21 protein-coding genes and 1 pseudogene are annotated in these 23,801 nt (G+C 71.9%); 10 read left to right on the top strand and 12 right to left on the bottom strand.

Annotation, left to right across the window (positions count from 1 at the left end; all coding sequences use genetic code 11):
• Window positions 1-61: 61 nt before the first annotated feature.
• Window positions 62-817, bottom strand: a complete 756-nt coding sequence (locus tag ACFXOM_RS34670; RefSeq protein WP_384938647.1) for an SDR family oxidoreductase — start codon at window positions 815-817, stop codon at window positions 62-64.
• Between the two features lie 144 nt (window positions 818-961).
• On the opposite strand from ACFXOM_RS34670, the gene ACFXOM_RS34675 reads away from it, so the two are divergent.
• The 4 genes and pseudogenes from ACFXOM_RS34675 to ACFXOM_RS34690 all read left to right on the top strand — a co-directional run bounded on the left by ACFXOM_RS34675 (window position 962) and on the right by ACFXOM_RS34690 (window position 5,593).
• The gene (locus ACFXOM_RS34675; protein WP_384938555.1) at window positions 962-2,593 is read left to right on the top strand and encodes an alkaline phosphatase D family protein; all 1,632 of its coding nucleotides are present in this window, start codon (window positions 962-964) and stop codon (window positions 2,591-2,593) included.
• A gap of 272 nt (window positions 2,594-2,865) precedes the next feature.
• On the top strand, window positions 2,866-4,152 hold the full coding sequence (locus ACFXOM_RS34680) for a Bcr/CflA family multidrug efflux MFS transporter (protein WP_384938557.1): 1,287 nt from the start codon (window positions 2,866-2,868) through the stop codon (window positions 4,150-4,152).
• Between the two features lie 209 nt (window positions 4,153-4,361).
• Window positions 4,362-4,442 (top strand): annotated as a pseudogene (locus ACFXOM_RS34685) (DUF4442 domain-containing protein); the annotation flags it as partial.
• Window positions 4,443-4,615: 173 nt separating this feature from the next.
• Window positions 4,616-5,593 (top strand): small ribosomal subunit Rsm22 family protein, encoded by a 978-nt coding sequence (locus ACFXOM_RS34690; RefSeq protein WP_384948232.1) that lies wholly within the window; start codon window positions 4,616-4,618, stop codon window positions 5,591-5,593.
• A gap of 66 nt (window positions 5,594-5,659) precedes the next feature.
• Here the strand turns inward: ACFXOM_RS34690 and ddaH are convergent, their stop codons facing one another.
• Window positions 5,660-6,475, bottom strand: a complete 816-nt coding sequence (ddaH, locus tag ACFXOM_RS34695) for a dimethylargininase (RefSeq protein ID WP_384938561.1) — start codon at window positions 6,473-6,475, stop codon at window positions 5,660-5,662.
• A 350-nt stretch (window positions 6,476-6,825) separates the two neighbouring features.
• On the opposite strand from ddaH, the gene ACFXOM_RS34700 reads away from it, so the two are divergent.
• Window positions 6,826-7,635 (top strand): bifunctional DNA primase/polymerase, encoded by an 810-nt coding sequence (locus ACFXOM_RS34700; protein ID WP_384938563.1) that lies wholly within the window; start codon window positions 6,826-6,828, stop codon window positions 7,633-7,635.
• A gap of 113 nt (window positions 7,636-7,748) precedes the next feature.
• Here the strand turns inward: ACFXOM_RS34700 and ACFXOM_RS34705 are convergent, their stop codons facing one another.
• The 4 genes from ACFXOM_RS34705 to efeO are packed head-to-tail and all read right to left on the bottom strand — an operon-like array spanning window position 7,749 to window position 12,078.
• On the bottom strand, window positions 7,749-8,699 hold the full coding sequence (locus ACFXOM_RS34705) for a hypothetical protein (protein WP_384938648.1): 951 nt from the start codon (window positions 8,697-8,699) through the stop codon (window positions 7,749-7,751).
• The gene (gene efeU, locus ACFXOM_RS34710) at window positions 8,620-9,579 is read right to left on the bottom strand and encodes an iron uptake transporter permease EfeU (RefSeq protein ID WP_384938565.1); all 960 of its coding nucleotides are present in this window, start codon (window positions 9,577-9,579) and stop codon (window positions 8,620-8,622) included. Before efeU ends, ACFXOM_RS34705 begins: the two co-directional genes overlap by 80 nt.
• Window positions 9,580-9,595: 16 nt before the next feature.
• Window positions 9,596-10,909 (bottom strand): iron uptake transporter deferrochelatase/peroxidase subunit, encoded by a 1,314-nt coding sequence (gene efeB / locus ACFXOM_RS34715; RefSeq protein WP_385041398.1) that lies wholly within the window; start codon window positions 10,907-10,909, stop codon window positions 9,596-9,598.
• Between the two features lie 20 nt (window positions 10,910-10,929).
• Window positions 10,930-12,078, bottom strand: coding sequence for an iron uptake system protein EfeO (efeO, locus tag ACFXOM_RS34720; protein ID WP_384948230.1), 1,149 nt, complete (start codon window positions 12,076-12,078; stop codon window positions 10,930-10,932).
• Between the two features lie 556 nt (window positions 12,079-12,634).
• Here efeO and ACFXOM_RS34725 point away from each other — a divergent pair.
• Window positions 12,635-13,417 carry a PhzF family phenazine biosynthesis protein gene (locus ACFXOM_RS34725; protein ID WP_384938571.1) on the top strand — a complete coding sequence of 261 codons (783 nt, stop codon included), beginning with the start codon at window positions 12,635-12,637 and terminating at the stop codon, window positions 13,415-13,417.
• Between the two features lie 206 nt (window positions 13,418-13,623).
• Here the strand turns inward: ACFXOM_RS34725 and ACFXOM_RS34730 are convergent, their stop codons facing one another.
• Window positions 13,624-14,274, bottom strand: coding sequence for a heme oxygenase (biliverdin-producing) (locus ACFXOM_RS34730; protein ID WP_384938650.1), 651 nt, complete (start codon window positions 14,272-14,274; stop codon window positions 13,624-13,626).
• Between the two features lie 124 nt (window positions 14,275-14,398).
• On the bottom strand, window positions 14,399-15,256 hold the full coding sequence (gene map, locus ACFXOM_RS34735) for a type I methionyl aminopeptidase (RefSeq protein WP_384938573.1): 858 nt from the start codon (window positions 15,254-15,256) through the stop codon (window positions 14,399-14,401).
• Window positions 15,257-15,346: 90 nt separating this feature from the next.
• Here map and ACFXOM_RS34740 point away from each other — a divergent pair, with 90 nt between their 5' ends.
• Window positions 15,347-15,577, top strand: a complete 231-nt coding sequence (locus ACFXOM_RS34740) for a hypothetical protein (protein WP_384938575.1) — start codon at window positions 15,347-15,349, stop codon at window positions 15,575-15,577.
• Here ACFXOM_RS34740 and ACFXOM_RS34745 read toward each other — a convergent pair whose 3' ends face one another.
• Window positions 15,578-16,888 (bottom strand): MFS transporter, encoded by a 1,311-nt coding sequence (locus tag ACFXOM_RS34745; RefSeq protein WP_385041401.1) that lies wholly within the window; start codon window positions 16,886-16,888, stop codon window positions 15,578-15,580.
• A gap of 61 nt (window positions 16,889-16,949) precedes the next feature.
• Entirely contained in the window at window positions 16,950-17,555 is a 606-nt protein-coding gene (locus ACFXOM_RS34750) for a hypothetical protein (RefSeq protein ID WP_385041404.1), read from the bottom strand.
• 107 nt (window positions 17,556-17,662) lie between these two features.
• Between ACFXOM_RS34750 and npdG the strand changes: the two genes are divergently transcribed.
• Together npdG and ACFXOM_RS34760 are read left to right on the top strand one after the other, a co-directional pair.
• Window positions 17,663-18,370: an NADPH-dependent F420 reductase gene (gene npdG, locus ACFXOM_RS34755; RefSeq protein ID WP_384948225.1), complete on the top strand. Its 708-nt coding sequence runs from the start codon at window positions 17,663-17,665 to the stop codon at window positions 18,368-18,370.
• Window positions 18,371-18,433: 63 nt separating this feature from the next.
• Window positions 18,434-18,607, top strand: coding sequence for a hypothetical protein (locus tag ACFXOM_RS34760; RefSeq protein WP_384938582.1), 174 nt, complete (start codon window positions 18,434-18,436; stop codon window positions 18,605-18,607).
• Here ACFXOM_RS34760 and ACFXOM_RS34765 read toward each other — a convergent pair whose 3' ends face one another.
• Window positions 18,608-19,414, bottom strand: coding sequence for a site-2 protease family protein (locus ACFXOM_RS34765; protein ID WP_385041407.1), 807 nt, complete (start codon window positions 19,412-19,414; stop codon window positions 18,608-18,610).
• A gap of 140 nt (window positions 19,415-19,554) precedes the next feature.
• Here ACFXOM_RS34765 and ACFXOM_RS34770 point away from each other — a divergent pair, with 140 nt between their 5' ends.
• The gene (locus tag ACFXOM_RS34770) at window positions 19,555-22,953 is read left to right on the top strand and encodes a BTAD domain-containing putative transcriptional regulator (RefSeq protein WP_384938586.1); all 3,399 of its coding nucleotides are present in this window, start codon (window positions 19,555-19,557) and stop codon (window positions 22,951-22,953) included.
• On the opposite strand, the gene ACFXOM_RS34775 is transcribed toward ACFXOM_RS34770, so the two are convergent.
• Window positions 22,901-23,710 carry an ABC transporter permease gene (locus ACFXOM_RS34775; RefSeq protein WP_385041410.1) on the bottom strand — a complete coding sequence of 270 codons (810 nt, stop codon included), beginning with the start codon at window positions 23,708-23,710 and terminating at the stop codon, window positions 22,901-22,903. The two genes, ACFXOM_RS34770 and ACFXOM_RS34775, sit on opposite strands and share 53 nt — an antisense overlap.
• Window positions 23,711-23,801: the final 91 nt, after the last annotated feature.

Genomic DNA, 23,801 nt, shown 5'->3' on the forward strand with positions numbered 1-23,801 from the left:
CGTCAACACGCGGTACGCCCGCTGTGTTCCTTCCGCCGGGACCGGCCCGTCGCACCGGACCTCAGCCGCGACCGACGTACGGCATGGCGGTTGCCATCACGGTCGCGAACTGGACGTTCGCCTCCAGCGGCAGCTCCGCCATGTGCAGTACCGTCCGGGCCACGTCCGCCGCGTCCATCACCGGTTCGGGGGCCACGTCGCCGTTGGCCTGGAGGACACCCGTCCGCATGGCCGCGGTCATGTCCGTGGCCGCGTTGCCGATGTCGATCTGGCCGCACGCGATGCGGTACGGACGGCCGTCCAGGGAGAGCGACTTGGTCAGCCCGGTCATCGCGTGCTTGGTCGCCGTGTACGCCACCGAGTGCGGTCGTGGCGCATGGGCCGAGACCGAGCCGTTGTTGATGATCCGGCCGCCCTGCGGCTCCTGGTCCTTCATCTGCCGGAAGGCCGCCTGGGCGCACAGGAACGACCCCGTGAGGTTGACGTCGACCACATGGCGCCAGGCATCGTAGGGGAGGTCCTCGACGGGAACGCCGCCGGGGCCGAACGTGCCCGCGTTGTTGAACAGCAGGTCCAGACGGCCGAAGCGGTCGCGCACGACGGCGAAGAGGGCCGCCACCGCGTCCGGTGACGTGATGTCCGTGGGGACGCAGAGGACGTCCGCTCCGCCCGCCGAGGACGCCGTCTCCTCCAGGGCGGCGGCCCGTCGGCCGGCCAGGGCCACCGACCAGCCGGCGCCCGCGAGCGCCAGCGCCACGCTCCGGCCGATGCCCGAGCCCGCACCCGTGACCAGCGCACTCCTGCGTTCCGTTGCCATGGCGTCCATGACGCCGCAGCGTACGGCAGGGCGCTGCCCGTGGATCTCATCCGTCCGACACGTGGATGTTCTGTACCCGTCAACCCGAGGTCGTTCCCTCCCGCTCCCCTGTGTTGAGGACAACAGCCGCCAGGGGAGGGGTACATGACATCCGTACACCAGCACTCGGCAGAACTCCGCGCCGCCGCCCGCGCCTTGGGCCGCCGCCGCTTCCTCACCGCCACCGGCGCCGCCGCCGCGCTGGCATTCGCCGTGAACCTCCCCGTCGCGGGCGCCGCGAGCGCCGCCGAACTCGACGCGCGGAAGATCGACCGGGATCCGTTCACCCTCGGGGTGGCGTCAGGGGACCCGCTGCCCGGCTCCGTCCTGCTCTGGACCCGCCTTGCGCCCCGCCCGTACGAGCCCGGCAGCGGCCTGCCGAGGGCCCGTGTCGAGGTGGCGTGGGAAATCGCCCGAGACGCCCGGTTCGCCCGTGTCGTCAGACGTGGACGGGCCACCGCCCACCCCGAGTTCGACCACACCGTCCACGCCGAGGCCACCGGCCTGGACCCGGACCGGGTCTACCACTACCGGTTCCGCGCGGGCAGGTGGATCAGCCCGACCGGCCGGACCAGGACCGCACCCCGTCCGACCGCCCGCGTCTCCCGGCTGAAGCTCGCCGCCGTGTCCTGCCAGGCCTACCACGACGGCTACTTCACCGCCTACGGGCACCTCGCCCAGGAGGAGCTGGACGTCGTCTTCCACCTGGGTGACTACCTCTACGAGTACGCGGTCGACGCCGTCGGCGGCGCCCGCAACCACGCGGACCGGAGGCTGCCCGCCCACTTCAACCGGGAGGCCACCACTGTCCAGGACTACCGGCTGCGCTACGCCCTCTACCGCAGCGACCCGGACCTGCGGGCCGCCCACGCCGCGCACCCCTTCGTCGTCACCTGGGACGACCACGAGACCGAGAACAACTACGCGGGCGACATCCCCGAGAACGACGTCCCGCCCGCGGAGTTCCTGCTGCGCAGGGCCGCCGCTTACCGGGCCTACTGGGAGAACCAGCCGCTGAGGACGCCACAGCTGCCCGAGGGACCCGACATGAAGCTCTACCGCCGCCTCCACTTCGGCAAGCTCGCCCAGTTCGACGTCCTCGACACTCGCCAGTACCGCTCCGACCAGGCCTACGGCGACGGCTGGCAGCGGCCGGGACCCGCGTCCGAGGACCCCTCGCGCACCATGACCGGCGCGACGCAGGAGCGCTGGCTGCTCGACGGCTGGAAGGCGTCCGGGGCCGTCTGGAACGTCGTACCCCAGCAGGTCACGTTCGCCCAGCGGCGCGACGTCCCGCGCCCCGACTTCAAGCTCTCCATGGACGCGTGGGACGGCTACCCGGCGTCCCGGCAGCGGATCCTCGACGGAGCGGGAGCCGCCGGCGTCGAGAACCTCCTCGTGCTCACCGGTGACGTCCACGTCGGCTACGCCCTCGACCTGAAGGAGGACTTCGACGAACCGTCCTCGCGCACCGTGGGCACCGAGATCGTCGCGACCTCCATCAGCAGTGGCAAGGACGGAGCCGAGAAGCCCGCGAACTGGGACAACCTCACCCGGGCCAATCCGCACATGAAGTTCTACAACGGTCGCCGCGGCTACGTGACGGTCGCACTCACCCCGGAGCAGGCGCGCGCCGACTTCCGGACCGTGTCCGCCGTGACCACTCCGGGAGCGCCCGTCAGGACGGCCGCGTCCTTCGTCACCGAAGCCGGGAACCCGGGGCTGGAGCCCGCGTAACCTCCGCACGGCGCGACGGACGGGTCCCGTGGCGCAACCGGCCCCGGTGCGGTACCGAACCGCGCCGGGGCGCGGGCCGCCCGCGGCTCCGTGGCACGCCCGGCTCCCGGCGGCCCCGCGGTACCCCTTGGTCCTCGTCCCGGGCCGCCCGCCGCTCCCACCGCTCGACGGCCACTGCCCGCGCCCACCGTGCGCACCCGAATCCACCGCCCCGGTCCGCATGTCCGAGCGAGCTGAGAACATGGGGGCGACTTCACGGACAGGAGCTACTGATGGCGGAGAGCGCCCCGACCACCCGAGGACGCCTGGCGCACAACCCGCAGGTCGCCCCCGCTGCCGCGCGCCGCGCGGGCTTCCTCGTCACCCTCGTGCTCGGCGGCCTCACCGCGCTGCCGCCGCTCTCCATGGACATGTACCTCCCCGCGCTGCCGGAGGTCACCGGCGCGCTGCACGCACCGGCCGCGACCATCCAGCTCACCCTCACCGCCTGTCTCGCCGGCATGGCCCTCGGGCAGCTCGTCGTCGGCCCCATGAGCGACAAGTGGGGGCGTCGACGCCCGCTGCTCACCGGCATGGTCGTCTACGTCGCCGCCACCGCCGTCTGTGCGCTGGCCCCCGGCGCGCAGATGCTGATCGCCTTCCGGCTGCTCCAGGGCCTGGCCGGAGCCGCGGGTATCGTCATCGCCCGTGCCGTCGTGCGCGATCTCTACGACGGCGTGGAGATGGCCCGCTTCTTCTCCACCCTGATGCTCATCTCGGGCATGGCCCCGATCGTCGCGCCGCTCATCGGCGGGCAGATCCTCCGCGTCACCGACTGGCGCGGCGTCTTCTACGTCCTCGCGGTGATCGGCCTACTGCTCACGGTGGTGGTGGCGAGGTGGCTGCACGAGACGCTGCCCCCGGAGCGACGGCACGGCGGCGGGGTGGGGCAGGCCCTGCGCACCATGCGGAGCCTCCTCGCCGACCGGGTCTTCACCGGGTACGTGTTGGCGGGCGGGCTCGCCTTCGCCACCCTCTTCGCATACATATCCGCGTCTCCGTTCGTGATCCAGGAGATCTACGGGGCGTCGCCACAGACCTTCAGTCTGCTCTTCGGGCTCAACTCGGTCGGTCTGGTCGTCGTGGGACAGATCAACGGCAAGCTGCTGGTGGGCAGGGTCAGCCTCGACAAGGCCCTCGGGGTCGGGCTCTCGCTGATCGCCCTGGCCGCCCTGGCCTTGCTGCTGATGACCTCGGGGGCGTTCGGGGAGGTCGGTCTGGTGCCGGTCGCCGCCGGGCTGTTCGTGCTGATGTCCGCGATGGGCCTCGCGCTCCCGAACACCAACGCGCAGGCCCTGAACCGCACTCCGCACGCCGCGGGCTCGGCCTCCGCGCTGCTCGGCACGACGTCGTTCCTCGTCGGGGCGGTCGCCTCGCCGCTCGTCGGGATCGCAGGTGAGGCGACCGCCGTGCCGATGGCCGTGGTCCAGTTGGTCTGTGCGCTGGGCGCGGTCGGCTGTTTCACGCTCCTGTGCCGGCCGTGGCGCACGGAGGTGCCGGGCGCGCAGGAGACGGCGTAGGCAGGGGCACACGGCGTAGGCACAGGGGGCATACGACGTCGGAAGCCGACGGCGTCCCGTCCGCCGGGCGCGCTCGACACGTGAACGTCCCGCAGCGGCAAGGACGACCCCCCGGAGCCGGCTTCTTCGTCGTCCCCGGCTGATACCGGGTCCCGGACGGCGGGAAGGCCGCGCACGTCCAGCCGAGCCCTCCGGAGGGCTGCGGACCGGCGATGGGAGTGGTCACGGCGACCGCGACCCTCGGACGGCCGGTGACGGACGTCGTCGCCGAGCCGGACGAGGGCAAGCGCCGTGCAGGCGGCCGTTGCCGTCCGTGCGGACGATCCGGGACGGCTTCGTGACCGCGTCGTGCGTGAGCACCGACGCCGCGCGGCCGGTGATCGCTCGGCAGCCGGCCCGCTCGGCCGGCCGCCGACGTCCGGACCGCTGACGGCGGCTGCGAGGACCCGTCTAGAATTCGCCGGTGAACGCCACCCTCCCCGATGCCCTCGCCGAGCTGCTCGACGGCCTGCCGCAGGGGCGTGTCGCCCAGGCCGTGGACCGGCTCATCGCCAGCTACCGGGGGGCCACGCCGACCGACGCCCCGATCCTGCGGGACAGGGCCGACGTCGCCGCGTACGCCGCGTACCGGATGCCCGCCACGTTCGAAGCGGTCCGATCCGCCCTCTCTGCACTGCGCGGGGTTGCGCCCGGCTGGGCACCCGCCACCCACACCGACATCGGTGGCGGCACGGGGGCGGCGAGCTGGGCCGTCGCCGACGCCTGGCCGGTGGGCGCCCACCGCACCACGGTCCTCGACTGGGCGGAGCCCGCGCTGGCCCTCGGCCGTCAGCTGGCCGCCTCGGCGGACTCCGCCGCACTGCGGGACGCCGAATGGCGTCGGGCCAGGATCGGGCGGGCGATGGGTCTCGAACCGACGGACCTGATCACGGTCTCGTACGTGTTGAAGGAGCTGGACGAAGCAGATCGCGCGACCGTCGTCACCCAGGCCGCGCAGGCCGGCCAGGTGATCCTGGTCGTCGAGCCGGGCACGCCCGACGGCTACGAACGGATCATCGCCGCCCGCGACCTGCTGGTCTCGGCAGGGCTGCGCATCGCGGCGCCCTGCCCGCACAGCGCCGACTGCCCGATCGTCCCGGGTACGGACTGGTGCCACTTCGCGGCACGGGTCAGCCGCTCCTCGCTGCACCGCCAGGTGAAGGGGGGCTCGCTCGCTTACGAGGACGAGAAGTTCGCCTACGTGGCCGCCACCCGTTTCGCGGTGGCCCCGGCCCCGGCCCGGGTGGTGCGCAAACCCCAGATCCGCAAGGGCCAGGTGCTCCTGGAGCTGTGCGCGGCGGACGAAGCCCTGCACCGGGAGACGGTGAGCAAGCGTCACGGCCCCCTGTACCGCACGGCTCGTGACACGGACTGGGGCGACGCCTGGCCGCCGGCCGGCTGACGGGAACCGGAACGCAGGCGCGCCCCCGCGGACGTACCGCGGGAACGCGCCCGAGCGCCCGCATGGTCAGGAGCGGAGCTCCTGGGTGCAGCACTTGACGCTCCCGCCGCCCTTCAGCAGTTCGCCGAGGTCCATACCGATCGGTTCGAAGCCCCGGCTCCGCAGGGGATCGAACAGACCCAGCGCGGCCTGCGGCAGCAGGACGTGGCGGCCGTCGCCGACCGCGTTGAGGCCCAACGCCGCCGCGTCGGCCTCACGGGCGATCAGGGCGTCGGGAAACAGCCGGGCGAGGACCGCCCGGCTGCCGGGCGAGAAGGCGCCGGGGTAGTACATGATCTCGTCGTTCTCGTCGTCGAGCACGCACAGGGCCGTGTCCAGGTGGTAGTAGCGCGGGTCCACGAGGTCGAGACCGATCACCGGACGGCCGAAGAACTCCTGAGCCTCGCTGTGCGACAGCGGACTCGACCGGAAGCCCCGTCCCGCCAGCAGGTAGGTCGACGTCACGGCGAAGTCGCCCTCCCCCTCGTTGATGTGGGCCGGCTCGTGGATCTCGGTGAAGCCGTGCGATCGGAACCAGTCCAGGTGCGCCTCCGCCTCCGCCTCCCTCTCCCGGTGCGCGAAGCGGGCGCCGAGCACCCGCCCGTCGACGACGGTCGCGCCGTTGGCGGCGAAGACCATGTCCGGCAGGTCCGCGCGTGGCCGCAGCAGTTCGACGGTGTGGCCGAGTGCGCGGTAGCGGTCGCGTAGGTCCTCCCACTGGGTCATGGCCAGCGTGAGGTCGACGGGCTTCGCGGGATCCATCCACGGGTTGATGGAGTACGTCACTTCGAAGTGCGCGGGTGGGCACATCAGGTAGCGACGGGGTCTGGCGTCACGAGGCAATGCAGGCTCCTCACGAACGAGACGGGTGCACGGTTGTGCGTGCAGCCATCGTGCGCCGTCCGGAGCCATTGCGCAGTGATCCGAACGGGTGATTCATCACATGGACGCCGGTCGTTTTGGGCGCGAGTCGAATCGTTACCGTCACAGGCTCCGTCGCCCGCGACCCGGCGCCCAGTTCGGGGAGAAGCTCCTCGAAACCCGACGGTCGGGCCGCGTGCCGAGTGAGTGACCGACCACACGATCGGGGGGTGCGGCCACCCGGCGCGCCCGATGGTGGGACGATGGCAGCGGCGTCGACACGTGGCTCCGCCGTACTGGCCTGGCGCGAGCACTGAGGTGTGAGGGGATAGATGGGCGACGGTAAAGGCCGCTACCGCGGCACGGAGAGCAGGGCCTCCTGGGAGAACCGGCTGCCGAGGTGGCTGCGCCGGGGCACCCGTGAGGGCGCCGGGGGCGACGCCGCGTCCTCCGACGCGCACGCCGCCCGACTGACCCTGCTGCTGGCCGTCGCCGCCGCCGGACTGCCGCTCGCCCCCGCCGCGTACCCCTCCGGATTCCGGTGTTCCTGCGAACGCATCGGCTGTCCCACCCCGGCCCGACACCCCGTGTCCTTCGCCTGGCAGACGCAGTCCACGACGGACGGTGAGCGCATCGAACGCTGGGCCGCGGAGCAGCCGGAGGCGAACTTCATCACCGCCACCGGCATGGTCCACGACGTCCTCGACGTGCCCCTGGAGGCGGGGCGCAGGGCCCTGGAACGCCTGCTCGCGGACGGTACGGACGTCGGCCCCGTAGCCGAGTCCGGGAGACCGGCCACACCGCAGGGCGCCCGAGGGGAGGCCCGGATGCTGTTCTTCACTGCGACCCGGGGCACGCCGGAGGACGAGGACGAGTGGTGGCCCTGTGAACTGGACTGCCATCCCGAGACGATGGACGAGCACCCGGGACTGCGCTGGCACAGCCGGGGGTCCTACGTCCTCGTGCCCCCCGCCCGCCTGCCCGACGGGCTCGCCGTGCGCTGGGTGCGCGGCCCCGAGCACCCGCTGCCCGATCCACTGACGCTGCTCGAGGCCCTCGCCGACGCCTGCGGCAAGTACGCGGACGAGACCGGGCAGGCGGACCTGGACCACCACTCGGTGGCCTGGCCGACGCGCCGCTGACCCGCCGGTGACCCCTCCGGTCCGCTCTGGTGACCGGTGACGGTGACCGGTGGCGTATGGCGGGAGGATCCCGTGCGGGTCCGGGCCCCGAGACCCTCACCGGCTCCGCACGCTCAGGACCCCTGTGCCGCCACCACGCCCTGCAGCCTGCTCATGATGGTCACCGCGGGCCGGCCGTTCGCCCCGCTCGGTTCCACCTTCACCGCCTGGCTCGACACCCATTCCTTGGTGAGTGTGTTCTTCACCTCGCCGGTGGTGAGCGCCTTCACGTCCGGACTGACCTTCGGCCGGTAGCCCTGTGCCGCGGTCTGCCGGTCGAAGTACCGCAGGGCGAAGAACACCAGCGCCCCGCCGTCCTCGGTGGCCAGCCCGAGCGGTGCGAAGTCGCCGGTGTCCAGCGGCTGGTCGACGTACTGGGTGGTCAGCCCCGCCCGCTTCAGGTTGCGCTCGCGCTCCTCGCGCCAGCCCGTGGTCTCCGGGCCCGGGGCGAAGTGGTCGGGCTTGCCGCTCTGCAGGTACGCGGCGTACTCCTCGCTGAGATCCCGCGGGGCGACCGCGGTCCGTGCCGAGTCCGGCTCCACCTGCTCCGCCCAGCCGTCCTGGTCCGTACGGAACTTCGGCACGTCGCGCGGCGCCAGGATGGCGAGGTACGCGGCTTCCCACAGCGCCTTGCTGCTGTTCTTGACGAACACCACGATCCAGCGGCTGTCCTGGGGGCCGGAGTCCGTGTCCCGGTTGCTGTCGGTGTCCGCGAGGAACCAGCGTGGCCAACCGGCCTTCTTCGGCACGTAGAACTTCGCGTCCGACAGCTCCAGGGGGACGTGCCGCGGATTGCCGTCCGGGCTCGTGATGTTGTGCGCCTTCAGCCCCGCCTGGTTGATCGCGCCGAGGGCGCCGGTGACCCGGCCCGCGTCGAGGGCCGGGTCATACGCCTTGTCAGCCTTGTTGTAGGCGTCGGTGAAGTCCTTCAGGGCCTCCGCGGCCTCACCCCTGCTCGCCGACGGTACGACTTCCAACTCCCCGTGCACCGTCACGCACCCGCTCGCCGTCAGCGACAGCACCATCACCGTCGCGAGCCCCGTCGCCACCCGACCCAGCGTTCTCATCGGTTGCCTTCTGCTTCTCGACCCGCACTGAACGTCCGAACCCTACCGGGGCGAGGAACAGCGCGAGTGTCGGTACCAGATACAGGGCCCACACCGACAGCTGGACGACGGTCGGATCGGGCTGGAAGTTGAACACGCCCTTCAACAGTGTGCCGTACCAGCTGTCCGGCGGGATCGTCGCGCTGACATCGAAGGCCTTGTCCGCCAGACCGCCCAGGAAACGGGCCTCCTGCAGGTCGTGCACGCCGTAGGCGAGCACGCCGGCGGCGACGACGACGAGCATCCCGCCGGTCCATGTGAAGAACTTCGCCAGGTTGATCCGCAGGGCGCCCCGGTAGAACAGCCAACCCAGCACGATCGCCGTGGCGATGCCGAGCAGCACCCCGACCAGCGGTCCCGTCGTGCCGTCGCTGGAGGCCCGCACGGACGCCCAGACGAACAGCGCCGTCTCCAGGCCTTCCCGTCCCACCGCGAGGAACGCGGTCGCGACCAGCGCGCCCGTGCCCATCTGCAGCGCACTGTCGAGCTTTCCGTGGAGCTCCGCCTTCAGGTGCCGGGCGGTGCGCCGCATCCAGAAGACCATCCACGTCACCAAGCCCACGGCGAGGATCGACAGCGAACCGCCGAGCAGTTCCTGCGCCTCGAAGGTCAGCTCCTGCGAACCGAACTCCAGGGCGGCGCCGAAGGAGAGCGACAGCCCGCAGGCCACCCCGATGCCGATCCAGATCGGCCTCAGGGCGTCCTTGCGGCCCGTCTTCACCAGGTACGCGACCAGGATGCAGACGACGAGGCTGGCTTCCAGTCCCTCGCGCAGGCCGATGAGGTAATTGCCGAACACGGCGGGTCCCTTCTGACTACGAGAACAGCGCCCGGCCCCACCAGTCGTCCTTGTCGCGGACGCCCGGCGGCACGGCGAACAGGGCCGAACCAACGTGCTGGATGTACTCGTTGAGGTCGTCCGAGGAGAGGTTGCGCTGCACCGGGATGAATCCCTTGGCGACGTCCCGCTGGTAGGCGAGGAAGAACAGGCCCGCGTCGAGGCGGCCGAGTCCGTCCGTGCCGTCGGTGAAGGAGTAGCCGCGGCGCAGCAGCTTCGCACCTCCGTTGGAGTCCGGGTGGGCCAGCCGCACGTGCGAGGTCGGCAGCATCGCGGGCAGGAACGGCTCGTCGCGCTCCTTCGCCCTGCCGACCGGAGCACCCTCGCCCTTGTCGCGGCCGAAGATGTCCTCCTGCTCCTGCAGCGGCGTGCGGTCCCAGGCCTCGATGTTCATCCGGATCCGGCGGGCCACGAGGTAGGAGCCGCCGGCCAGCCAGGACGGGCCGTCCTTCTCGGACACCCACACGTGCTTCTCCAGGGCCGCGTCGTCGCTGCCGGAGATGTTCCGCGTGCCGTCCTTGAAGCCCATCATGTTGCGCGGCGTCTGCTCCTCGGGCGTGGTCGAGGAGGTCTTGCCGAAGCCGAGCTGGGACCAGCGCACCGCGATCTTCCCGAAGCCGATCCGGGCGAGGTTGCGGATGGCGTGCACGGCGACCTGCGGATCGTCGGCGCAGGCCTGGACACACAGGTCACCGCCGCTGCGGGCCGGGTCCAGGTTGTCGTGCGCGAACGCGGGGAGGTCGACCAGCGCGGCGGGCCGACGGTCCTTCAGACCGAAGCGGTCGTCGAACAGCGAGGGGCCGAAGCCGATGGTGAGCGTCAGCCGGGACGGCTTCAGTCCGAGGGCTTCTCCCGTGTCGTCCGGCGGTGCCTCGGCGAGTCCGCCGTAGGCGCCCTCACCGACCGCCTGCCCTGCGGTCATCTGCCGGGCGGCCCTCGTCCAGTCCTTCAGCACCTGGATGAGTTCGGCACGGTCCTTGGTCTTCACGTCGAACGACGCGAAGTGCAGCCGGTCCTGCACGGCGGTGGCGATGCCCGCCTGGTGCGCCCCGTGGAAGGGCACCGCGGCTCCGCTCATCGCCGCGGGGACCGTGGTGTCCCCGGAGCGGGTCACGGCGGCGGCGGCTCCGCCGGCCACGGCTGCGCCGAGTGCGATCCCGGCACTTCCCCAGCCGAGCAGGGTGCGCCGCGACGGGGCGGCCGTGGCGGTGGACCCGCCGTCCTTCTCTTCAGCGGCCGTTCCGGCGCCTTCGGCCTCGGCCGCGCCCTTGTGCGTGGTCTCCTGCGACATCTTCAGGTCCCCCCTGCTGGCTACTTGACGACCGCGGCGCCGAGCTTGGACAGCGGCTCCGCAAGGGCGTTGACACCGTCGGACAGCTCCTTGCGCTGCGGTGCGGTGACCTTGTCGTACGACGTGAAGACGTAGGTGTTCTTGTCCGCGCGGTACGTGTCCAGCAGCGCCTCCATCGCGGCGAACTGCTTGTCCAACTCGGCGACGAGCTTCGGGTCGTTCTTGGCGGCGACCGGCTTCAGCAGCTCGAAGGACTTCTGCGCGCCCTCGACGTTCGCCTTGAAATCGACCAGGTCGGTGTGGGAGTAGCGCTCCTCCTCACCGGTGACCTTGCCGGTGGCGACCTCGTCCAGCAACTCCTTGGCGCCGTTGGCCATGGAGGTCGGGGTGATCTCCGCCTTGCCGACGCGCCCGGCCCAGTCGGCGAGGTCCTTGTCGAGGGCGTCGGCGAGCGCCTTCTCCTCGGGGCCGAGCTTCTTGTCCTGCCACAGGGCCTTCTCCAGGCGGTGCCAGCCGGTCCACTGCTCGCCCTTCTTGAGGTCGGCCACTCCGTCCTCGCGGAGGTCGACCTTCGGGTCGATGTCACCGAAGGACTCGGCGACGGGCTCGGTGCGCTCCCAACCGATGCGGGAGTCGGCGTACGCCTTCTTCGCGGCCTCGACGTCGCCGGCACGGACGGCGTCGGTGAACACCTTCACCTTCGGCAACGTCTCGTCGGCCTGCTGCTGGACGTAGGTGCGGAAGTCGGCGACGGCCTTGTCCATCTCCGGGGACCGCTTGACGGTCTTGCCACCGGTCGCCTTGACCTGCTGGCGGATGCCGTCGCCCTTCATGCCGGGCTTGCAGGCGACCTCGTAGTCACCGGCCTTGACCTCGGCCGTGATGCTCGCCTTGGTGCCGGGGCCGATGTTCTCGCGCTCGGTGACGATGCGGGCGTCCGGGAAGAGGAGGTACACCTCGGTGACCTTGGAGCCCTTGTTCTCGATGTCGAAGGTGACGTGCCCGGCGGGGAACTCCTTCTTCGACACCTCGCAGGCGTCGTCCTTCGCAGTGACGGTGATCGCTCCGTCGCCGCCCTTGGCGTCGCCCTTGTCGGCACAGCCCGTGAGGGCGGTCAGAGCGGTCACGGCGGCTGCGGCGGTGACAACGGAGAGACGGACGGGTCGCATACTCAGGCTCCACGGGGACGGGACACGGGTGAGGCGGACCTAACTTAACCGAGGCTTACCTGACTGATACCCGTCAGTGGCGTGATTCAGCTCTCATCCGGCCGCGCCACCCCGGGCTACCGAAGGGTCGGACACGGGGAAGACACGGGGAAGACACGGCGCGGTCGCGGACGGACCAAGCGAGGGTCAAGTCCCCGCGGAGGCGGTCGGGTGCGGTGGGCGGGCGCCACGCAACGGCGGCCACGCGGTGGCCGCGACGGTCGGACGGCGTGACTCGGCGGTCCGTCGGCGTCGAGCAGTCGGTGCAGGTCCGGCGAGGCCACGGCTTCGGCGGGCGGCGAACAGCGGTGTGCCACCCGGGCGTGCCCACTCAGGCGAGCGCCGTGTGTGCCTCCCGGCCGCCTCCGGTGTCCCCGCCGCGGCAGGGGCGGGCGCGGTCGCCATCGTGCGCCGTCGCGCAACCGCCCGCCCCTGACACGTCCGTGTGACGATCGCCGCTCCGGTCGCTCTGCGTACGCGGGCAGCGATTCACGCGTCCGGGTGCTTCAATGCCCGGGTGAACGAACTCGACGTGCTCAAGGTCTTCTGTGCCGGTGACGGCCGGTTCGGCAACACGCTCGGTGTCGTGCGCGACCCGCGAGGCTGGCCCGACCAGGCGTCCCGGCAGGCACTCGCCGCCGAACTGGGCTTCAGCGAGACCGTGTTCGTGGACGATCCCGAGCGCGGCAGCGTCGACATCTACACCCCCGGGGTGCGGCTGCCGTTCGCCGGTCATCCGCTCGTCGGGGTCGCCTGGCTGTTGGACCTGGAAGCCGTCAACCCGCCCGCCGGTGAGGTGTGGGTGCGCGACGACGGCGAGTTCACCTGGATCACCGCACGCGCCGAGTGGGCGCCGCCCCGCCGACTGGAGCAGTACCCTTCGGCCGCCGACGTCGAGGACCTGCCGGCACCGCCGCCGGGCGAGGGCTGGCTCTACGCCTGGGCGTGGGAGGACGAGTCGGCCGGACGCGTGCGGGCGAGGGCCTTTCCGCGACGTGACGACGGCATCGTGGAGGACGAGGCGACCGGTGCGGCGGCCCTGCTGCTGACCGCCCACCTCGGGCGCGCCCTGAACATCACCCAGGGCCGGGGCTCGCAGATCCTGACCGCCCCGGGTCCCGACGGCATCGTGGAGATCGGGGGACGGGTGCGTCTCGCCGGACCAGCGGCGGCTCCCGCGCGGTCGAAGGGTCCCGCTGGTGAGCACGCGCCCCGCCCGGCCGGCCGGATAGCGCCGCTCCGGCGGGCGGAGCGGTCCCGCTTGCCGCACGTGGTCAGTGTGCCCGGGAGTGCGGGCTGAGCCGGATCGTACGGTCGGCCCGTGCGTCGGCGTTCGGCCCGGTCGTCATCGGCCCTGGGCGCCGGGCTCCGGACCCCGGTAACGGCCCCGGCCCGCGCGCGGCGGCCCTCGGTGATGCTCCCGGTGCGCCCGCCCGCCGTTCGGCTTCCCGGGCGGACCCGCGGCGTGCACCGCGCGCTCCCGCCAGGCCTCAGGTCCTCAGGAGCTCAGGCGCTCAGCGGGAACTCCGCCCCGAGCTCCCGGAACACCGCGCCGTTGAAGTCGAAGGCGCGCCGGCACTCGTCGATGATCCGCTGTTTCTCCAGGTCGTCGGCGTTCATGCCGTCCAGCAATTCCCGGTACGCCCGTTTGAAGGCGGCGGGGTTGGGGATCTGGTCGAAGACGTAGAAGCGGACGCCGTCGCCCCTGCGGGCGAAGCCCCAGGTCCGTTCCGCCCTGTCGCGGATGATCTGGCCGCCGGAGAGGTCACCGAGGTAGCGCGTGTAGTGGTGGGCCACGTAACCCGCGGGCCAGGCGCGGGCGCACTCCTCGACCCGCGCTGCGTAGGCCGCGGTGGCCGGCAGCGGCTGGAGGCCGTCCCGCCAGCCGGCCCCGCGCAGGTGTGCCAGGTCCCGTTCCAGCTCGGGTGTGCGGAACAGCTCGGGCCGTATGAACGGACCGGCCACGGGGTCGTGTCGGAGCCGCCCCGCCGCAGCTTCCAGGGCCCGGTACACGAACCACAGCTGCTCCGTGTACCGGGCGTACGCCCCCACCGTGAGCCGGCCGCCGAGCAGATCGCTCATGAAGGTCGAGGTCTCCGCCTCGGCGTGCTGTTCGTGCGAGGCGACACGGATGAGCGTCGAGAAGGGCGTGTCCAGCGTGTCCAAGGCGGACCTCCGGGGACCGATGGGGACGGGAGCCAATGAGGATCTTCCTACTTAGGCTTGCCTAAGTCAATAGGTTCCCGACGTCCTGTCGGTAAAAAGCTACCCCGTCGGAGCCTCAGGGCAACGTCAGGATTTCGGTGCCGCTGTCCGTCACCACCAGGGTGTGCTCGAACTGCGCCGTCCGCTTGCGGTCCTTGGTCACCACGGTCCAACCGTCGTCCCACATGTCGTAGTCGTGCGTGCCGAGGGTCAGCATGGGCTCGATCGTGAAGGTCATTCCGGGCTGGATGACGGTGGTCGCGTGCGGGCTGTCGTAGTGCGGGATGATCAGGCCGGAGTGGAACGACGCGTTGATGCCGTGTCCGGTGAAGTCGCGGACGACGCCGTAGCCGAACCGCTTCGCGTACGACTCGATGACCCGCCCGATGACGTTGATCTGGCGACCCGGCTTGACGGCCTTGATGGCCCGGTTCAGCGACTCCCGGGTCCGCTCGACCAGGAGCCTCGACTCCTCGTCCACGTCACCGCACAGGTAGGTCGCGTTGTTGTCGCCGTGGACGCCGTGGATGTACGCGGTGACGTCCAGGTTCACGATGTCGCCGTCGCGCAGCACCGTCGAGTCCGGGATCCCGTGGCAGATCACCTCGTTCACCGAGGAGCACAGCGACTTGGGGAAGCCGCGGTAGCCGAGCGTCGAGGGGTACGCCCCGTGGTCGCACATGAACTCATGGGCGACGCGGTCCAGTTCGTCCGTGGTCACACCCGGTGCGATCAGTTTCGCGGCCTCCGCCATCGCCTGCGCGGCGATGCGGCCCGCGATCCGCATGTTCGCGATGGTTTCGGCGTCCTGGACCTCCGGCCCGGAGTACGGGGTCGGCGCGGGCTTCCCGACGTACTCGGGGCGCCGGATGTTTCCGGGGACGGAGCGGGTGGGAGAGAGCTCCCCTGGTACGAGCAGCGACTGGCCAGACATGCCGCGAGTCTATCCGGGGGGTCCGCACGCGCCCTCCGGCGTAGCGGGCGCGGGGTGGGGCAGCATGGCGACAGAGGAAGGAGCCGACGAATGGCCCTGTTCAAGAAGAGCACGGTGGGCAAACCGGGCGAGTGGTACTACTGCCTGGAGCACAGAAAGGTCGAGGAGGGTCCCGAGTGCCCGGCGAAGGACCGCTTCGGCCCGTACACCACCCGCACGGAGGCGGAGCACGCGATGGAGACCGCGCGCGAGCGGAACCTCCAGTGGGAGAACGACCCCAGGTGGCACGACGCCCCCCGGGGCGAGGACGCCGGCGACTGATCAGGAGGTCACCCCGGCACCCACCCCGGCGTCCGACCCCGCCGCCGCTTCCTTCCGGGCGCGGCGGCGCAGGGCGTCCTCGTCCGTCCGTGCGTCGTACGTGACGAGCTTCGGGAGCACCGCGGCCAGCAGACCGACCGAAGCCACGCAGGCCAGCCCGCCGCTCCAGAACGCGGCCCGGGTACCGGTCCAACCGGCCGCCGCACCCGCACGGACCTGACCCAGCTGTGGCCCCACGCTGTACGAGAGCACCTCGATGCCCGCGAGCCGGCCGCGCAGCTCCTCCGGGACGGTCTGGTTCCAGATCGTCGACCGCCCGAGGCCGCTGAGCATGTCGCCCGCCCCGGCGAACGCCAGGCACAGCAGAACCAGCCATACGTCGGTGAACCAGCCCGCCGCCGCGACCGCCAGGCCCCAGCCCGCCGCACCGAACACCACGAACAGCCCGTGGCGGCGCACCCGTGACGTCCACCCGCTGGTCAGGCTCAGCACGACGGAACCGACCGAGCCCGCCGCGTACATCAGCCCCAGCGACCACTCGGCGTCCAGGTCGGCCGCCAGGAACGGGAAGATCGTGTTCGGGAACGCGAAGAACATCGCAGCCAGGTCGACGGCGTAGGTGCCGAGCAGCACGGGACGACTCCAGGCGTAGCGGGCACCCTCCGCTACGCCGCGCAGGGACGGCTTGGCCGCGTCGTGCGCGGGCGGGGCGGGGGCCAGCCGGGTACAGAGCAGCACCGAGACCACGAGGCCGCAGACCGTCGTCGCGTACGCCGCGGCATGTCCCGCGTAAGCGACGACCAGGCCCGCGAGTGCGGGACCTGCGATGGCCCCGATCTGCCAGCGCAGGGCGTTGAGCGCCGCTGCCGCGGTCTGCTGGTCGTGCGGCACGATCCGCGCCATCAGCGAGTCGAGGGCGGGACGCTGGAGGCCCGCGAGGGCCGAGACACCGGCGGCGACCAGGTACAGCGGCCACAGTGCCGGCTCCGGCAGGAGGGCGTTGACCAGCAGGGTGGCGGCCATGACGGCCGTCCCCGCCTCCGTGAGCAGCAGCACCCTGCGGCGGTCGCCGGCATCGGCGAGGGCCCCGCCGTACAGCCCGAAGACGACCAGCGGCACCAGCTCGACGGCTCCCATGACGCCCACCGCGAGCGGCGACCCGGTCAGCTCCTTGATCTGCAGCGGCAGGGCCACCATCGCCATGAAGCTGCTGAAGAAGGTCACCAGCCCCTGGATCCACAGCAGCCGGAAGTCGCGGGACGAACGCCAGGGCGAGAGGTCGGGGAGCACGGAGCGCAGTCGGGATGCCACAACGGTGCATGCTGCGCGCACGTCCCCGCGCGGGCAATCGAATTACCCGGGGACGGGCCGGCTACCAGAGGGGCGGTGGCGGCGCCGTCAACTGGTCCGCGAGCCGGGACAACCGGCCGCGCAGCCCGCGGCGGCCCCGCCGGGCGGGCGCCGGTCCGGTCTCGCCCGCAGCCGCCCCGACCAGGTGCTGCACCGTGTCGAGGTCGACCTCCGCGGTGTCGGTGACGGTGAGGGCCTCGTGCGCGAGTCCCCGCACCTCCCGGTCCCCGCCGTCCAGCGACAGGACCGTCGCACCGGAGCGCCGGGCGTCGTGGACCCGTTCCAACAACGCGCAGTCAGGCGCGTCCGGCGCCACCAGCAGCAGCGTCTCGCCGCGGCCCGCCGCGGCGACCCTGCCGAGCCCGACCGCCAGGTGCGCCGGATCCCCGGCCTGCACCCGGTGCCGCACGAGCGTGGGGGCGAGCTCGGGCTGCCCCGACCAGGCGGCCTCGTCCACGAGGTGCGCCGCGAGGTGCCACGGTTCGTACGCGGCCGTGCCCACCAGCAACAGTCCCCCACCCCGGGAGACGACCGAGGAGCGCAGGGCCCCGGCGAACCGACGGGCGGCCGCGGGCCACTCCGTCCCGGCGAGGACCTCTCGCAGCAGTGCGACGCGTACGGCATCCATGGCCCGGCATCCTGCCGCAGGGCGGCGGTCGGCGGGGCCCGTACGGCCGGGGCTCACCCTCGCGGGGACGAGGAGATGGGAGTACTACCTGCAAGTAAGGTCGGGCCATGACCTCTCAAGACAGCAGCGCGCCCAAGCCCCCCGCCAAGGATCCTCGGGATCTCCCCGACGTCTCCGGCCTGGTCGTCGGCGTCCTCGGCGGCACCGGGGACCAGGGCCGGGGCCTCGCCTACCGGCTCGCCCGGGCCGGCCAGAAGGTGATCATCGGTTCCCGGGCAGCCGAGCGCGCCCGCACCGCGGCCGTCGAGTTGGGCCTCGGCATCGAGGGTGCCGAAAACGCCGAGTGCGCGCGGCGCAGCGACGTCGTGATCGTGGCCGTGCCGTGGGACGGCCACGCCAAGACCCTGGAGGCGCTCCGCACGGAGCTCGCCGGGAAGCTCGTGATCGACTGCGTGAACCCGCTGGGCTTCGACAAGAAGGGCGCCTACGCGCTGAAGCCGGAAGAAGGCAGTGCGGCCGAACAGGCCGCCGCGCTGCTGCCGGAGTCCCGGGTGACCGCCGCCTTCCACCACCTCTCGGCCGTGCTGCTGCAGGACGAGTCGATCGAGGAGATCGACACCGATGTGATGGTGCTGGGCGAGGTACGTACCGACACGGACGTGGTGCAGGCCCTCGCGGGCCGCATCCCCGGGATGCGGGGCGTCTTCGCCGGCCGGCTGAGGAACGCCCACCAGGTCGAGTCGCTGGTGGCCAACCTCATCTCGGTCAACCGCCGATACAAGGCGCACGCCGGCCTGCGGGTGACCGACGTCTAGATCGCGCACGGGCATGGGGGACACTGGTCCGGAACACCCCTGACCGGACAGGAGCCGACCCCCATGCCCCGCCTCGCCCTCTACGCCATCGTCATCTGCGTCCTCGCCGTCGCCGCCGCGGTCGTGTCGTTCGCGGAAGGAAGCTGGCTCGGGATCGTGTGGGTGCTGCTCGCCGGGGTGTCGTCGAACATGGCGATCTACTACGTCCGGCGGGCGCGGGCCGCGAAGCGCTCGTGATCAGACGCCGATCGCGGCCTCGCACGCCGGGTTCGACCCGGTGAGGAACCGGTACAGGCTGAAACCGCAGTAGGTGTCGGCCTGGGGCACTCCGAGCCCCCGGAGTACCGCGTCGACGGCGTCGAAGAAGACGTGGTTGACCGCGGGGATGAACAGCACGGCGAAGACGAGCAGCAGTCCGAACGGGGCGATCGGCTCCACCTGGCGCCGGACGCGCTGGGACAGCCACGGCTCGACCACGCCGTACCCGTCGAGGCCCGGGACCGGCAGGAAGTTCAGGATCGACGCCGTCACCTGCAGCAGTGCGAGGAAGGCCAGGGCGAAGCGGAAGGCCACCGGCACGCCGGCGAGCGCCCCCAGCCAGAACGGGGCGGTGCACACCACGGCGAACGCGACGTTCGTCAGAGGGCCCGCCGCGGAGATCAGACTGTGCTTCCAGCGGCCCGTGATGCGATGGCGCTCGATGAAGACCGCACCGCCCGGCAGCCCGATGCCCCCCATGATGACGAAGAGGACGGGCAGCACGATGCTCAGCATCGCATGGGTGTACTTGAGCGGGTTGAGGGTCAGATAGCCCTTGGCGCCGATGCTGAGGTCGCCGCTGTGCAGCGCCGTCCGGGCGTGGGCGTACTCGTGCAGACAGAGCGAGACGACCCAGGCGCCCGTGACGAACAGGAACAGCGCGAGCCCCGTGCGGGACGCGAAGCCCGTCCACACCGCCCAGCCGGTGACCGCCGTGACCGCGGCGATGCCGAGAAAGACGGGCGAGATCCGCCGGTCGCTGCTGCGGGTGGTGGCGGTGGTCATGAGCGGTGCTCCCGGATGCGTGGTCGGCGGGGTCGGGCTGCCGACCGTACAGGCGGCAGGGCGGGAACGTCTCGCCCGGGGCGGGAGTTCCGCACGCGAGCCGCAGCAGGTGACCGGGGCGCGTCACGGAGAATGGGCGGGTGCGCTACTCCGTACTCGGCACCACCCGGGCCTTCCACGATGACGGCACGGCCGTCCCGCTCGGCGGGGCGCGCCTGCGCGCGCTGGTGACGGCGCTCGCCCTGCGGGGCGGCCGTACGGTGCCCGTGGAACGGCTCGTCGACGAGGTCTGGGACGGTGGGCCGCCGGTCGACGCGGTCGGCGCGGTCCAGGCGCTCGTCGGGAGGGCACGACGGGTGCTCGGACACCGGTCGGTGCTGTCGGTAGACGGGGGATATCGGCTCGCCGCCGAGCCCGAGGACGTGGACCTCCACCGGTTCGAGCGGCTCGTGCGGGAGGGCACCAGGGCCTTTGCCGAGGGCGCCCCGGACCGGGCGGCAGCCGTGCTCGACGAGGCGTTGGCGCTGTGGCAAGGGCCGGTGCTGGCCGACCTCCCGGACCGCACTGCGGAAGCCGCCCGCTGGGAGGCACGGAGGCTCGACGCCCGGCGCACCCGACTGGCGGCCTCCCTCTCCCTCGGCCGGGCCGAGGAGACGCTCCTGGAACTCGTCGCGCTGTGCGAAGGGCACCCGCTCGACGAATCCCTGCACGCCCTCCGCATCCGTGCCCTGCGTGCGGCGGGGCGTACGGCCGAAGCCCTCGCGGCCTACGACCGGGTGCGCCGGGAGCTCGTCGCACGGCTGGGCACCGATCCCGGTCCCGAACTGCGGGCCCTGCACGCGGAGCTGCTCGACCCGCACGGCACCCGCGGCCCCGGTGCGACGGCCGTGCCCGCCGCGCCGTCCACCACGCCCCCCGCCCGAGGGCCCCGCGACCGGGTGCCGGGGAATCTGCGGGCACGGCTCACCAGCTTCGTCGGACGCGAAAGCGACATCGGAGCTCTCCGCGACGACCTCTCGCGGGCGCGTCTGGTCACCTTGCTGGGGCACGGCGGCGCCGGGAAGACACGGCTTTCGCAGGAGGCGGCCGAGCAGACGTCCGACGGGTATCCGGACGGCGTGTGGCTCGTGGAGCTCGCGCCCGTCGGCGACCCGGACGACGTACCGGAGGCCGTCCTCGCCGCGATCGGGGCGCGCGGGACCGTGCTGCGCGGTGCGGGCGCAGAGGAACTCCGGGCGGTGTCCGATCGGCAGGGCCACGATCCGCTCGTCCGTCTCACCGAGCACTGCGCGCGCCGGAGGATGCTGCTCCTCCTCGACAACTGCGAGCACGTCGTGGGTGCAGCCGCGGTCCTGGCGGAACAGCTCCTCGCGCACTGTCCGGAGCTGACCGTGCTGGCCACCAGCAGGGAACCCCTGGGAGTGCCCGGAGAGGTCGTGCGTCCCGTCGGTCCCCTGCCCGACGCCAAGGCCCTGCGTCTGCTCGCCGAGCGGGGTGCTGCGGCGAATCCCGCGTTCAGCATCGAGGACGACCTCGCGGCGGCTGGTGAGATCTGCCGCCGTCTGGACGGGCTGCCGCTGGCCATCGAACTCGCCGCCGCCCGACTGCGGATGCTCACGCTCCGCCAGATCGCCGACCGTCTCGACGACCGCTTCCGGTTGCTGACCAGCGGCAGTCGCACGGTGCTGCCGCGCCAGCAGACACTGCGGGCCGTGGTCGACTGGTCGTGGGACCTCCTCGACGACGCCGAACGCACCGTGCTGCGCCGCCTCTCCGTCTTCGCCCGGAGCTGCGACCTGCCCGCGGCCGCGGCGGTCTGCGCGTCCGGGCCGGGCTCCCGGGACGTGGCCGACGTGGACGTGGTGCCGGTGCTCGGAGCCCTCGTCGACAAGTCCCTGGTCGTCGCGGCTCCGGCGGCGGACGGTGACATGCGCTACCGGTTGTTGGAGACCGTCGCCGAGTACGCGGCCGAACGCCTCGACGAGTCCGGCGACCGTGAGGACGCCGAGCGCGCCCACCTCACCCACTACCGCGAACTGGCCCGCCGTACTGATCCGTTGTTGCGCGGGCGGGAGCAGAGCCGTGCCATCGCCCGGCTGGAGGCGGAGGAAGGGAACCTCCACACGGCGTTGCGCCGAGCCGTCGCCGCCGGGGACGAGGAGGAGGCGCTGTGCCTGGTCCTCTCGCTGGCCTGGTACTGGGCGATGCGGGACCTGCACGACGCCGCACGGCACTGGACCCAGGCGGCCGCCGCCCTCGGACCCGATCCGTTCGCGCCGCCCCTGGTGCCGGCTCCGCCGCTACAGGACAGGGTGACGGACACGCCGCCGCCGTTCACCGCCGAGCAGCTCCAGGAGGCCAGACGGGCGGTGCGGATGATCGGGATGGTCACCGCGGAGGGCGGGGCCGCCCAATGGGCCGAGCCCGAGCAGCGCGACTGGTTGCACCGTGTCTCCGAGGTCTACCGGCCCGGGCTGCCGCAGACCTGCCGATTCCCGGGGTCCCTCTCGTTCTTCGCGGTCCTGTTGACCGGGGACGGCGAACGAACCCGCCGGGTGCTCGACCTGTCCGTGCGCGGCTGTGAGGAGTCCGGTGACGAGTGGGCGCTCGCCGGTGCCCTCAGAATGCGCGCCGACATGCTGGCCAACCGCAGTCAATGGGCGGCCGATGCGGCCCGGGACGCCGATCGCAGCCTGGCGATCTTCGAACGGCTCGGCGATCTGTGGGGCGCGGCGGAGGCGCTGTCCGCACGCGGTGAGGCCCGTGAGCGGCAGGGCGAATTCCTGCTCGCCGCGGAGGACTTCAGTGCCGCGGTGGACCGCGCGGAGCGGCTCGGTGCCCAGAGCCAGATCCCCCTGCTGCGCGCCAGGCTCGCCGCGGTCCTCGGCGAACTGGGGCGGGATGCCGAGGCGGAGTCGATCCTGCGTGACGTGCTGGCCCGGGTGCCCGAGGGCGCCGTCCTCCATGACGCCGTTCCCGTCGCCCGGCTCTTCCTCGCGCTCCAACTAGGCCGCACCGGGAGGACATCCGAGGCCCGCGAGCAGTTGGACCTGCTGGCCCGGGACGTCCGCTCGACCGGTTTCGCGATGTTCGAACAGTTCGGCACAGGCTGCCTCGCCTGGCTGGACTGCCTGGACGGCCACTACCAGGACGCCGTCGATCACGCCGGCAGTGCGCTGGACGGAGCGCTGACCCCGTTGTCGCGGATGGTCGCGCCGCACATGGCCGCCATACACCTGGCGACGGCGGCCGAGGCACTGGCCGCGCTCGGTCCGCAGGCCGCGGCCGATGCCGCCCGGCTCCTCGGTGCCTACGAGCGGGCCTTGCCGCCCGGGCACGTCGCAGCCACCTCCCTGGAGCGCGAGGGCAGGGAACGCGCCGAGCGTGCCACCCGCGCGGTGTTGGGCGAGACGGAGTTCGAGGCCCGGTGCGCCGAGGGCAGCCGCCTCACCGTGGAGGAGGCCGCCGCCCTCGTGCGCCGCCGGGTCAGGACTTCGTACGGAACACCCGTATCGACACCGGAGCCATCACCGCGGTGATCGCGACCGACCAGAGCAGCGTTATCGACACGCTGTGGGCGACCGGACCGCCGTTCATCAGGCCGCGGGCCGCGTCCGCGAGCGTCGACAGCGGGTTGTATTCGGTGAACGCCTGCAGCCAGCCGGGCATCGAACTGGTCGGTGCGAAGATCGAGGAGCCGAACTGCAGGGGCAGCAGCACGAGCATCCCCATCCCTTGAATGGCCTGGGCGTTCTTCATCATCACGCCCATGGTGAGGAAGATCCACATGATGGCGGAGCCGAAGGTCAGCGACAGGCCGATCGCGGCGAACATCCCCGCCACGTTCTGCACGGACAGACCGAGCATGAACCCCACGGTCAGCAGGATCGTCGTGGCGACCAGCATCCGGCAGATCTCGACGGCGATCTTGGCGAGCAGCACCGAGGACCGGGCGATCGGCAAGGACCGGAAGCGGTCCATGACACCGGTCTGGAAGTCCTGGTTGAAGCCCGTCCCGACGCCCATGGCGAGATTCATGCCCATCATCGCCATCATGCCGGGCACCACGTAGTTGACGTACTGCTCCTGGTTGTCCTTACCGGCGATCGCGCCGCCGAAGACGAAGACGAACAGCAAGGTGAAGACGATCGGCATCAGAACCGCGTCGAACATGGACTCCGGGTCCTGACGTATCCACAGCAGATTGCGGCGGACCAGCGCGCCGATGTGCCGCAGATTGCCGCGCAGGCCGATACGGCCCTCGCCCGCGGCGACGGTTGCAGTGGCGGCGCTCATGCCGCCCTACCTTCTTGAGTGCGTCCCGTGAGTTCGCGACTCTGGGACTGCGCGGGTGGGGCAGGGATGGTTTTCATGCTGGCTGCCTCCG

The sequence above is a fragment of the Streptomyces sp. NPDC059169 genome, assembly GCF_042755225.1.
Taxonomy (GTDB): domain Bacteria; phylum Actinomycetota; class Actinomycetes; order Streptomycetales; family Streptomycetaceae; genus Streptomyces.